Source organism: Nonomuraea terrae (assembly GCF_004348995.1).
GTDB classification, from domain to species: domain Bacteria; phylum Actinomycetota; class Actinomycetes; order Streptosporangiales; family Streptosporangiaceae; genus Nonomuraea; species Nonomuraea terrae.
The window spans coordinates 1-11,485 of the sequence record NZ_SMKQ01000262.1; the positions used below are offsets into that span (position 1 = coordinate 1).

An 11,485-nucleotide genomic window follows, 5' to 3' on the forward strand; every position below is an offset into this window, starting at 1 on the left:
TGGTGGAGGCGTTCCTGCTGCGCGACCGGATCGGGCAGGCGTTCGAGGCCGTGGTGATCGACGTGGACCAGCGGCACGGGGACGGGCAGGTGCAGATCACCGAGCCCGCCGTCATCGCCCGCTGCGACGGCGACCTGCCCCTGGGCGAGCAGGTCGTCGTCCGGCTGTCCCGCGCCGACCCCGCCACCCGCGAGGTCCGCTTCACCCTGGCGGGCTGACGGAAACGCGGCACCCGCCCCGCGCGACAGCGGGACGGGTGCCGGGAGGAGCCCTCAGGGCGTTCCGCAGTTGTTGCCGCGGAACGGCCGGAACGGGACGCCGACGCGCCGCAGCCGGATCCGCTCCCCCCGCGGAACCGGCTCGATCCGCACCACGCGCGCCCCCTCCGGCACGTGCCGCATGTCGTGCGTGATGAGCAGCGTCGTCCGCCCGGCCATGAGCCGCTGCAGCGGGCCCATCACCTGGGCGGCGGTGACCTCGTCCAGCCCGGTCATGGGCTCGTCGAGCACCAGCACCGGCGCGTCGCGCAGGATGGCCCTGGCGATCGCGATCCGCTGCCGCTGCCCGCCGGACAGCAGCCGTCCGCGCTGTCCCACCGGCGTGTCGTAGCCCTGGGGCAGCACCTTGGCGAAGTCGTGCACGCCCGCCGCCTCCGCCGCCTTGATCACCTCGTCGAGCGAGGCCTCCGGGCGGGCGTAGGCGATGTTGTCGCGCACCGACCCCGAGAACAGCAGCGTCTCCTGCTGCAGCACGGTGACGTTCTCACGCAGCGACCGGCGCGTCAGGCGCCGGATGTCCGTGCCGTCCAGCAGGATGCGCCCGCTGTCCGGGTCGTAGAACCGCAGCAGCAGTTTGACCAGCGTCGACTTGCCCGCGCCGCTCGGCCCGGTGAGGACGACGACCTCGCCGGGACCGGCCGTGAACGACAGGTTCCGCAGCACCTGCCGCCCCCGCCCCGGATAGGAGAAGCCGACCCCGTCGAACTCGATCCGGCCGCTGGTCCTGCCCGCGTCCACGGCGTCCTCGGCGTCGGTGACGCGCGGCTTGGCCGACAGGACCTCGATGACCCGGTCGGAGCCCGCCGCCGCCTCGGAGACCGTCAGGGCCAGCTCCCCCAGGCTCTGCACGGCCGGGTAGAGCATGGCCAGGTAGGCCGCGAAGGCGAGCAGGCCGCCGATCGTCAGCCGGCCGGATGCGATCTCCCACGCGCCGACGCCCAGGATGACGATCAGGCACAGCGTCTCGATGACCTGGACGGAAGGTCCGTACACGCCGGACAGCCACGCCTGTGTCATGTTGGCGCGCAGCCAGCCGCGGCCCTCGGTGTGCAGGCGTCCCGACTCGGCCTCCTGACGGTTGTACGCCTGCACGAGCGGCTGGTTGGCCAGCCCCTCCTCCAGGACGCTGTTCATGGCGCCGTTGCTGGTGCGCTCGCGCGCCGCCGCCGTCCTGAACCTGGAGGCGAAGACCTTGGAGACCACCAGGAACAGCGGGATCAGCGCCATCGTGACGAGCGCCAGGTCCCAGCGGATGAAGAAGGCCGCACCGGCGAAGAAGACCACGCTGGCGGCCGTGGTGATGATACGGACGAGTCCGGATCCGACGAGTTCCTCGATGGCCTCCACGTCGTCGGTGAGACGCGCCATCAGGTCACCCAGCCGCCGCTTCTCCGAGAACTCCGGCGCGAGCGTCTGGATGTGCGCGTACACGCGGTCACGCAGGACCAGCAGGAACCGTTCGCCGCCCAGCGCGGTGAGATAGGACCCCGCGAAGGACGCCACCCCGGCGAGCGCGGCGAGCCCGAGCCAGGCGAACGCGGGCACCCAGAAGGCGTCCAGCCGGCGGGTCGTCAGCACCTCGTCGGTGATGTATCCGAACAGGCGGATCGCGGCCACTTCGCACAGCGCGGCCAGGATGGCGAACACCACTCCTGCCGCGAACAGCCGGCGCAATCCGCGAGTGTCCGGCCAGAATTCCCGAAATGTGCGGCGAATGGAAATCGCCGGCGCGAGTTCCCGGCCGGAGACGTTCAATGAGAGCCGGCGGACAGGCCGCCGGCCCTCATGGGTGCTATCTACTAGCAGCACCCCCACCACCTAACGACACGGACGCAGCAGTACCGGCGCCAGCGGCGCCGCCTGCGGCAACCCCATCCCTGCTGGTAGCCGACTTTGGCGAATCGCGTGCTAGCCATCTTTCCTCCCCCGATCGATTGACTGCACAAATCGGACATTAGCACCCGAAAGACATCAAAGCAGCTGATAACTGGTGATTTCAGAGAGACTTGACTGGTCAATCCAGACAGGACAGGCAGTTGGGAACCAGCGTTAAATGCGATGTAAATGAGTAAAGACATAAGACAACGTCAAACCAGCCCCAAAGATGCTTCTCAGCACTAGCACCCACTAAGCCCGCCCCCGGGCCGGGAAACAGCGATCGGCCCTCCCCGTCCGCGACGAGAAGGGCCGATCCGCGCAGGCTCAGGTCAGCGACGAATACGCCACCACACCGCGCCGCATCGCGTCGATCGCCTTGACCGCGGTCTTCCTGACCTTGCTCTGCTCCGGCGCCGCGTTGCCGAGCTGCCCGAGCAGGTCCATCAGCTGCTTGATCCACCGCACGAAGTCACCGGCCGCCAGCTCGCTGCCGTTGACGCCGTCCATCAGCACCGCGTCGAGGCTGTGGCCCTTCGTCCACCGGAACGCCGCCCACGCGAACCCCAGGTCGGGCTCGCGGATCGTGGACAGGCCGTGGTCGGACTCGATGCCCTCCAGCTCACCCCACAGCCGGATCATCGCCGTCAGCGCGTCCTGCGCCCGCCCGGCGGGGATCTTGGGACGCCGCGCGTCGTCGGCCGCCCGCGACTCGAACACCAGCGCCGACACGCACGCCGCCAGCTCCGCCGCGTCGAGCTCCTCCCACAGCCCCTGCTGCAGGCACTCGGCGGTCAGCAGGTCGAGCTCGGTGTAGAGGCGGCCCAGCCGACGGCCCTCGTCGGTGACCGTCTCGCCGTCGAGGTAGCTCAGCTGCTCCAGCACCGAGCAGATGCGGTCGAACGTCTTCGAGATGACGTGGGAGCGGCCCTCGACGCGGCGGCGCAGCCCTTCCGTCTCGCGCAGCAGCTTGTGGTAGCGCTCGGCCCAGCGCGCGTGGTCCTCGCGCTCGTCGCAGCCGTGGCACGGATGTTGCCGGATGCGCCGGCGCAGCTCGTTGACCTCGTCGTCCTCCACCGCGTGGTCGCGCGCCCGCGGCGGCTTGCCCAGGTCACGGTCGCCCATCTTGGCCAGCAACGTGGAGATGAGGTTGGCGCGCTCCTTCGGCGAACGACCGTTGAAGTTCTTCGGGATGCGCAGCTTCTCCAGCGGCTCGACCGGCACCGGGAAGTCGGCAGGGTCCAGCTTCTTGATCTGCTTGCCGATCGTCAGCACCAGCGGGCTCGGGCCGTGACCGCGCGGGTTGCGGCCCGGGTCGAGCACGATCGCCAGGCCCGCCCGGCGCCCGCCAGGCACCCGGATGACGTCGCCCGGCTGCAGCGCCTCCAGCGACCGCACCGCCGCCGCCCGCCGCGCCGCGCCGCGCTGGCGCGACAGCTCCGCCTCGCGGTCGGACAGGCGCCGGCGCAGCGCCGCGTACTCGGGGAAGTCGCCCAGGTGGCACGTCATCGCCTCCTGGTAGCCCTCCAGAGCCTCCTCCTGCTTGCGCAGCTGCTTGGCCAGGCCCACGACCGCCCGGTCGGCCTGGAACTGCGCGAACGACTCCTCCAGCAGCGTCCGCGTGCGCTCGCGGCCGAACTGCCCGACCAGGTTGACCGCCATGTTGTACGACGGCTGGAAGCTCGACCGCAGCGGGTACGTGCGCGTGCCGGCCAGCCCCGCCACCGACAGCGGGTCCATGCCCGGCTGCCACAGCACCACCGCGTGGCCCTCGACGTCGATGCCGCGCCGCCCCGCACGCCCGGTCAGCTGGGTGTACTCCCCCGGCGTCAGGTCGGCGTGGGTCTCGCCGTTCCACTTGTCGAGCTTCTCGATCACCACGCTGCGGGCCGGCATGTTGATGCCCAGCGCCAGCGTCTCGGTCGCGAACACGGCCTTGACCAGCCCGCGCGTGAACAGCTCCTCCACGACCTCCTTGAACGCCGGCAGCATGCCCGCGTGATGGGCCGCCAGACCGCGCTCCAGGCAGTCGCGCCAATCCAGGTAGCCGAGCACGGCGAGGTCCTCGTCCGGCAGGTGCGCCGTGCGCTCGTCGACCAGCTGGCGGATCTCGTGGCGCTCGCGGTCGGTGGTGAGCCGGATGCCGGCGTACAGGCACTGCTGCACCGCCGCGTCGCACCCGGCCCGGGAGAAGATGAACGTGATCGCCGGCAGCAGCCCCTCGGAGTCGAGCTTCTCGATCACCTGCACCCGGTCGGGCGGGCGCGAGCGCTGCGGCCTGCCGTAACCGCGCCGGCCCCGACCGGCCGTCAGCCGCTCGGCGTCGCGGGTCACCCGCATCAGCGTGGGGTTGATGCGCGGCGGCAGCTCGTCGGTGATGAACAGGTCGTAGACGCGGTTGCCGACCATCATGTGCTGCCACAGCGGCACCGGGCGGTGCTCGTCGACGATCACCGTGGTGTCGCCGCGCACCTCGCCCAGCCACTCGCCGAACTCCTCGGCGTTGCTGACCGTCGCCGACAGCGCCACCAGCCTGACCGACTCGGGCAGGTGGATGATGACCTCCTCCCACACCGCCCCGCGGAACCGGTCGGCGAGGTAGTGGACCTCGTCCATCACCGCGAAGCCGAGCCCGGCGAGCGTGGCCGAGCCGGCGTAGAGCATGTTGCGCAGCACCTCGGTCGTCATGACGACGATGGGGGCCTCGCCGTTGACGCTGTTGTCGCCCGTCAGCAGGCCGACCTTGGCGGTGCCGTAGCGCTTGACCAGGTCGTTGTACTTCTGGTTGGACAGCGCCTTGATGGGGGTGGTGTAGAAGCACTTACGCCCCTGCTCCAGGGCCAGATGGACGGCGAACTCACCCACCACCGTCTTGCCCGACCCCGTCGGGGCCGCCACCAGAACACCGTCTCCTGCTTCGAGGGCCCGGCAGGCGTCGAGCTGGAAGTCGTCCAGCTCGAAGTCGTAGAGACCTCGGAACGATCTCAGCGCCGCCCCGTCGTCCTCGAGCTTCTGACGGAAGGCCGCATAGCGTTCCGCTGGCGTTGTCATACTCGCCAGCCTACCGAAATCGGGATTCCGGTCCGTCCTGCCGGCGGGCGCCTTTACAAAGTAGATTTCACGCGATGACGCGCAATGCGCCGGGCCGCACCTCGCACTCCACCGGGGCCGCCCCCACCCGCTCGCCGTCGGCGTAGGCGACCACGCCGGGCGCCTCCAGCCGTACGCTGCGCACCCGCCGCACCGACACCGCGCGGTGGCCGACGTGCGTGCCCCGGTAGACGCTGGGGAAGACGCGCAGGAACTCGGCCTTGGAGACGGCTTCCAGCATCACCACGTCGAGCAGCCCGTCGTCGGGCAGCGCGCTCGGGCACACCCGCATGCCGGCGCCGTACGAGCCGGTGTTGGCCACCGCGACCAGCATCGACTCGCGTTCGACCACCTCACCCCCGTCGAACGTGACGCGGAACGGGATCGGCCGGAACGTCCGCAGCTCCTGCGCCATCGCCACGAGGTAGCGGCTCGGCCCCGGCGGCCAGGCGCGCAGACCGGCCCACCCGCTGGCCCGCCGGCTGGCCCGCTCGCTGGCCCGCTTGTTGGCCCGCTCGTTGACCCGCGAGTCGAACCCGCAGCACAACACCCCGGCGAACAGTTCCTCGGCCGCCCCCGTACGGACGCTCACGGCGTCGACCGGCCGCTCCTTCATGCGCAGCACCGCACGCGCCGCGGCGATCGGGTTCGCGGGCACGCCGAGCGCGGCCGCGATGTCATTGCCGGTGCCGGCGGGGATGATGCCGAGCGGCACGTCGGTGCCGGCCACGGCCTGGACGGCCAGGTGCACGAGACCGTCGCCGCCGAAGGCCACGAGCGCGTCAGGACGCTCGGACACCGCGGTGCAGGCGCGTGCCAGCGCGTCGGCGGCGTCGTCGCCGACGATCACCGACACCTCGGCGCCGCCGGCGCGCAACCGGCGCGCCACGGGCTCGAGCACACGCAGCGTTCGCCCGCCGCGCGCGGCGGGATTGACCAGCAGGGCCAGATGGGGGGACACCCCCGGAACCTATCGCCTATCGCCCCGGACGGGAATGGCGTTCAGGCGGTCGTCAGCGCTTGTCCGTGCCTGCTTCTCCGTCGATCGGGGCCGGGTCGTCCAGCGGCGTCGGATCATCCAGCGGCGAGGTGTCCTCGGCCAGCGGCGAGGCCTCGTCGTCGGACAGGCTGGAGAAGTCTTCCGCGGGCCTGCGCTTCTCACGCATGTACATGAAGAACTCGGCGAGGAAGTACAGAACGATCATCGGCATGGCCAGCGCCATCATCGTCAGCGGGTCGCCGCCGGGCGTGATGACCGCCCCGAAGACGAACATGACGAAGATGACGGTACGCCGGTGCTTCTTCACCGTCGCGTACGACAGAATTCCGATGATGTTCAGGAACACCAGCAGCAGCGGAAGCTCGAAGGAGACGCCGAAGATCAACAGCATGATCAGGACGTAGTTGAGGTAGTCGTCGATGCCGATGGTGGCGACGGCGCCCTCGGGCGAGAACCCCAGCAGGATGCCGAGGCTGGTGTCCATGATGAAGTACGCCAGCGCCGCGCCCAGCGCGAACAGCGGGACGGCGAGAGCGAGGAAGGTGATCGAGTACCGCTTCTCGCTGCGGTAGAGCGCCGGGGTCACGAACGCCCAGATCTGGTAGAGCCAGACGGGCGACGACACCACGAGGCCGATCATCAACGAGACCTTCAGCGTGGTGAAGAAGGACTGAAAGATGCCGGTATAGGTGAGACTGCACTCCCCATTGAGCTGGCGCGACTGAGCGGTTTCGCAGAAGGGAGCCTTGAGCGTGTCCCACACCGGGTCGAAGAAGAACCACCCGATGACGATGCCGACCACGATGGCGGCGAGCGCGATGAGCAGCCGGTTGCGCAGCTCACGGAGGTGCTCCATGAGCGGCATGCGGCCCTCGGGGTCACGTGTGGGCTGGCTTGACCGTTTGAGCAGCGCCATCTAGCAGTCCTGGTGACGAGGAGGGACGGGGGTCGGTCAGTCGCGCTTGTCGGCCTGCGCGGCGGCGCCGGCGCGCAGCCTGGCGGCCTGCTCCTCGAGCTGGCGGGCCTGCTCCTCGGCCGACAGCGTCGGCTGGGGGGCCGGGATCTGCTGCGGCTGCACGGGCTGCGGCTGCGGCTGAGCGGCCTGGGCCTGCACGGTGTGGGCGGTCTCGTCATCGTCGTCGCGGAGCTTGGCGGTCTCCGACTTGAAGATGCGCAGCGACCTGCCGACGCCGCGGGCCATCTCGGGAAGCTTCTTCGCGCCGAACAGGAGGACGAGCACCAGTGCGATGATCAGAAGTTCGGGGACACCGAGTTGCGACATGAAACGCCCTTTTCTAACTAGTGCCTGTTTCAGCCACGATCGTACGCTGCCGGAGGCGTGCTCTCACCCCCCCTGCGCCGTCAATCTTGGCCGGTCGATCTTGGCCCAGTCGATCCGGCCCGCCCCGGCTCCAGCCGAGCCTTAGCCACGTCGACCTCCCTCCTCAGGGTACGCGCCGCGCCGACGACGCGAGCACCGGCCACGGCGAGCGCGACCAGCCCGGCCACGCCCAGGCCCAGGGAGATGAACAGCATGGTCATGACTGGTGAGCGTACAGGGCCAGGGCACGACCGGCCTCGTGGCGTACGGACTCGGTCATCTCGGGCGGCGAGACCACCCGGCCGGTGTCGCCCAGGCGCAGCGCCAGCTTGATGATCCAGTCCTGGTCGCGGGCCCGCAGCGCCACCCGCAGCCGCCCCTCGCCCAGCTCGGTGACCTCCTCGCACGGGTAGTACTCGGCCACCCACCGCCCGGCGGCGCTCAGCTCCAGCTCGACCAGCTCGTCGGTCGGGGAGGGCCGGAAGACGCCCTGGGTGACGTCGATGGGCTCGGCCTCCTCCGGCGGGTCGGCCGGCACGTCGAGCACGTCGACGCCCAGCATCCGGTCGAGCCGGAACAGCCGCATCGCCTCGGCGCGGTAGCACCAGCCCTCCAGGTAGCCGCGACCGTCGACGACCACGATCCGCATGGGGTCGACCTCGCGCGGGGTCACCTCGTCACGGCCGGGCACGTAGTAGCGCAGCGACAGCCGCCGGCCCCGCGAGAGCGCCTCGCGCACCCGCGGCAGCGCGTCCGGCGCGGCGTCGACGTCGACCGCGACCTGGCTGCTGACGGTGGCGGCGCCCTCGCCCGCGGCACGCTCCAGCTTTGCCGTCACCCGGGCCAGCGCGTCGCCGGACTCCCCGCCGTTGACGGGCAGGGCCAGCTCGGGGGTTGCGGCCAGGGTGCGCAGCGCGACCAGCAGGGCGCTGGCCTCGTCGACACCGAGCCGCAGCGGCCTGGCGATGGTCTCGGCGTTGTCGATGAGGATCTCGCCGCCGTCCCACGAGACGTCGATGAGGTCGCCAGGGGTGTGGCCGGGCAGCCCGCACATCCACACCAGTTGCAGGTCGTCGATCAGCTGCTTCTCGCTCAGCCCGAAGACCGCGGCCACCTCGTCGACCTGCGCCCCGGGGTGGGACATCAGGTACGGCACCAGCGCCAGCAGCCTCGGCAGCCGATCCGCGGACGCGCTCATGCCGACCCCCCGATCGAAGACCCGGCGCCTCTGCCGTGCCGGACGCCTCGCGCCGTCACGCCGGTTCGTGTTGTCACGCCAGTGCCCCCTTCAGACGACAGATGACGGCCTCGCGGGCGTCCGGCGGCTCGACCACCTCGACGTCGGCGCCGAGGCTGGCCATCCAGCCGGCCAGCCGCTCCGGATCGGTGAAGGTCAGCTCGGCCACGTCCCACCCGTCCGTTCCTGGACGCACGTCCTTGGCGAGGCTGCGCAGCCCCTCGCAGGCCCCCTGCCGGACGCGGACGACGGCGACGCGCTCCTCCACCGGCTCGTCGCGGTAGCCCACCATGCCGCGCAGGTCGATGCCCTCGGGCACCTCGACCACGCCCGCCTTGCCGACCGCGGTGACCGGGCCGGTGATGCGGCTCAGCCGGAAGACGCGCGGGGCGTCGCGGTCGCGGTCGAACCCGGCGAGGTACCAGCGGCCGCGCCGGCTGACCACGCCCCACGGCTCGACGGTGCGGCCGCGCACGCTCTCACTGCCGGCGCCGCGGTAGTCGAAACGCACCACGCGGCGGTCGCGTACGGCGTCCCACAGGGCGGGGAAGGCCGGGTCGCGGGTGTCGACCCGCAGCTCCAGCGGCCCCGTGCCGACGGGATGCTCGGTGGCCACACCGGCGGCGCGCAGCTTGAGCAGCGCCCCCGAGGCGGCCTCGGCCAGGCTGGCCCGCTGCCACACCTGGGCGGCCAGCCCCAGCACGGCGGCCTCGTCGGGCTCCAGGATGATCTCCGGCAGCTCGTACGACTCCCGCTCGATCCGGTAGCCCGGCTCGTCCTCCCACGGGTCGCGGACCACGTCGATGGGGATCCCGATCTCGCGCAGCTCGTTCTTGTCGCGCTCGAACATGCGCTGGAACGCCTCGTCGCCGTCGCGGTCGTAGCCGGGCACCGCCTGGCGGATCTGCTCGGCCGACAGCGGGCGCCGGGTGGCGAGCAGGCAGATCACCAGGTTGAGCAACCGTTCTGTCTTACGGCGCGACATCTGCCTCACTCCTCCTTCATCGACGCTACCCTGCCCCCGTGATCAGATGGCGCAAGGGCGAGGTCGTACGGATCCGACGCGAGTGGCCGGGAGCGGTGGAGCTGGACGTCACCGTCCCCGAGGGGGAGTGCCGGGCGCTGGCGTATCCGCCGCTGGTGGGCCGCCCGGAACCCGGTGACGAGGTGCTGCTCAACACGACCGCACTCGCGATGGGTCTCGGTACGGGAGGTTACGCCATGGTGGTGGCCGTCCCGAACCGTTTGCCGGAAGATCCGCAGGGTCCCGGGCACCTGGTGAAGGCCCGCTACACGCCGCTGCAGGCCACGGTGCTGGGCGCCGACGAGCAGGGCTCGCCCTATCACGACGTGTTGCGCGAGGCCGACTCGGTCGACGGCATGCCCGTCGTCGTCGCCGACCTGCACTCGGCGCTGCCGCCCATTCTGTGCGGCCTGTACGCGTCGCGGCCGGGCGCGCGGGTGGCGTACGTGATGCTGGACGGCGGGGCGCTGCCGGCGTGGTTCTCGATGGCGGCGGCCCGGCTGCGGGAGATCGGCTGGCTGGCGGGCGTGGTGACGGTCGGGCAGGCGTTCGGCGGCGACGTGGAGGCGGTGACCGTCCACACCGGGCTGCTGGCGGCGCGCCACGTGCTCCAGGCCGACGTGGCCGTCGTCGCGCAGGGCCCGGGCAACCTGGGCACGGGCACGCGCTGGGGCTTCTCCGGGGTGTCCGCGGGCGAGGCGGTGAACGCGGCGGGCGTGCTGCTGGGCCGCCCGGTGGCGGCCCTGCGGGTCAGCGAGGGCGACCAGCGCGAGCGCCACCACGGCCTGTCCCACCACTCGCTGACCGCCTACGGCCGGGTCGCGCTGTCCCCCGCCGACGTGCCGGTGCCGGAGCTGCCGGGCGCGTTCGGCGAGCGGATCAGGCGGCAGGCCGAGCCCCTGGCCGAACGCCACCGGCTGGTGCCCGTCCCGGTGGACGGCCTGCACGAGGCGCTGCGCGAGTCACCGGTGCGGCTGTCCACGATGGGCCGCGGCCTGGAGGAGGACCTCGCCTACTTCCTGACCTCGGCGGCGGCGGGCAGGCTGGCGGCCTCGCTGCTGGCGTAGAACTCCTTGAACGTGAACGCCTCCGGGCCCGGCCCCTCGGCCCTGAGGCGTTCGAGGCGTGCCATCCCCTCGGCCAGCGACGGGCTGTGCCCCTCGGGAATCCACCACATCACCATGTACGGCTCCGCCATGCGCAGGAACCACTCCTTGCGCCGGCGCAGCACCTCGAGGTGGGGGCTTCGGTAGATGTAGTTCCACAGCGACTCGCGCGACTCCCACACCGAGAAGTTGACCAGCAGGTAGTCCCCGTAGTCGTGCACGACGGTCGCGGTGGGGTCGGCCTCGCTCTCCTTGAGCCGCCAGACGAACCCCGGGGCCTGGTCGGCGATGGCGTTGATGGGTTCGAGCAGTGCGACGAACTCGGCGAGCTGGGGGCTGTCGATGGGGGCGCGCAGATGGGCGATGTTGAGCTCCGCGAGATGCATGACGCTCAGCACACCACCCCCACCGCTTCTATGTCAATCTACATTTATTTTAGAGACTCTTGGAGCCGGCACCAGGACCGAGCGGCACATCGACGTCCGCCTGGACCCATCGATGTTCCGCCCCCGCCATCCCTACGGCTCTTGGCCACCACCGCCCGATCTCACACC

General features: G+C 71.0%; 10 protein-coding genes and 1 pseudogene. 2 read left to right on the plus strand and 9 right to left on the minus strand.

The annotated features are described in order from the left end of the window. A pseudogene (locus E1286_RS42435) lies at positions 1-218 on the plus strand (RNB domain-containing ribonuclease); the annotation flags it as partial. A 54-nt stretch (positions 219-272) separates the two neighbouring features. On the opposite strand, the gene E1286_RS42440 reads toward E1286_RS42435, so the two are convergent. From E1286_RS42440 to E1286_RS42475, 8 genes are all read right to left on the minus strand, one after another. Next, on the minus strand, positions 273-1,952 hold the full coding sequence (locus tag E1286_RS42440) for an ABC transporter ATP-binding protein (RefSeq protein ID WP_246075640.1): 1,680 nt from the start codon (positions 1,950-1,952) through the stop codon (positions 273-275). Between the two features lie 528 nt (positions 1,953-2,480). After that, positions 2,481-5,204 (minus strand): DEAD/DEAH box helicase, encoded by a 2,724-nt coding sequence (locus E1286_RS42445; RefSeq protein ID WP_132622288.1) that lies wholly within the window; start codon positions 5,202-5,204, stop codon positions 2,481-2,483. A 67-nt stretch (positions 5,205-5,271) separates the two neighbouring features. Then, positions 5,272-6,204 (minus strand): diacylglycerol/lipid kinase family protein, encoded by a 933-nt coding sequence (locus E1286_RS42450; protein ID WP_132622290.1) that lies wholly within the window; start codon positions 6,202-6,204, stop codon positions 5,272-5,274. A gap of 52 nt (positions 6,205-6,256) precedes the next feature. Continuing rightward, complete coding sequence (tatC, locus tag E1286_RS42455) at positions 6,257-7,159, minus strand: twin-arginine translocase subunit TatC (protein ID WP_246075641.1); 903 nt, start codon at positions 7,157-7,159, stop codon at positions 6,257-6,259. Between the two features lie 36 nt (positions 7,160-7,195). Next, a complete protein-coding gene (tatA, locus tag E1286_RS42460; RefSeq protein ID WP_132622292.1) occupies positions 7,196-7,525 on the minus strand; it encodes a Sec-independent protein translocase subunit TatA in 330 nt (109 codons plus the stop codon). 80 nt (positions 7,526-7,605) lie between these two features. Beyond that, positions 7,606-7,785, minus strand: coding sequence for a hypothetical protein (locus tag E1286_RS42465; RefSeq protein ID WP_132622294.1), 180 nt, complete (start codon positions 7,783-7,785; stop codon positions 7,606-7,608). Further along, positions 7,782-8,762 carry a helix-turn-helix transcriptional regulator gene (locus E1286_RS42470; RefSeq protein ID WP_132622296.1) on the minus strand — a complete coding sequence of 327 codons (981 nt, stop codon included), beginning with the start codon at positions 8,760-8,762 and terminating at the stop codon, positions 7,782-7,784. Before E1286_RS42470 ends, E1286_RS42465 begins: the two co-directional genes overlap by 4 nt. A gap of 73 nt (positions 8,763-8,835) precedes the next feature. Then, positions 8,836-9,786 (minus strand): helix-turn-helix transcriptional regulator, encoded by a 951-nt coding sequence (locus tag E1286_RS42475; RefSeq protein WP_132622298.1) that lies wholly within the window; start codon positions 9,784-9,786, stop codon positions 8,836-8,838. A gap of 38 nt (positions 9,787-9,824) precedes the next feature. On the opposite strand from E1286_RS42475, the gene E1286_RS42480 reads away from it, so the two are divergent. After that, entirely contained in the window at positions 9,825-10,892 is a 1,068-nt protein-coding gene (locus E1286_RS42480) for a DUF3866 family protein (protein ID WP_132622300.1), read from the plus strand. Here the strand turns inward: E1286_RS42480 and E1286_RS42485 are convergent. Beyond that, entirely contained in the window at positions 10,838-11,317 is a 480-nt protein-coding gene (locus tag E1286_RS42485) for a DUF3291 domain-containing protein (protein ID WP_165970169.1), read from the minus strand. The genes E1286_RS42480 and E1286_RS42485 overlap by 55 nt on opposite strands. Positions 11,318-11,485 lie beyond the last annotated feature (168 nt).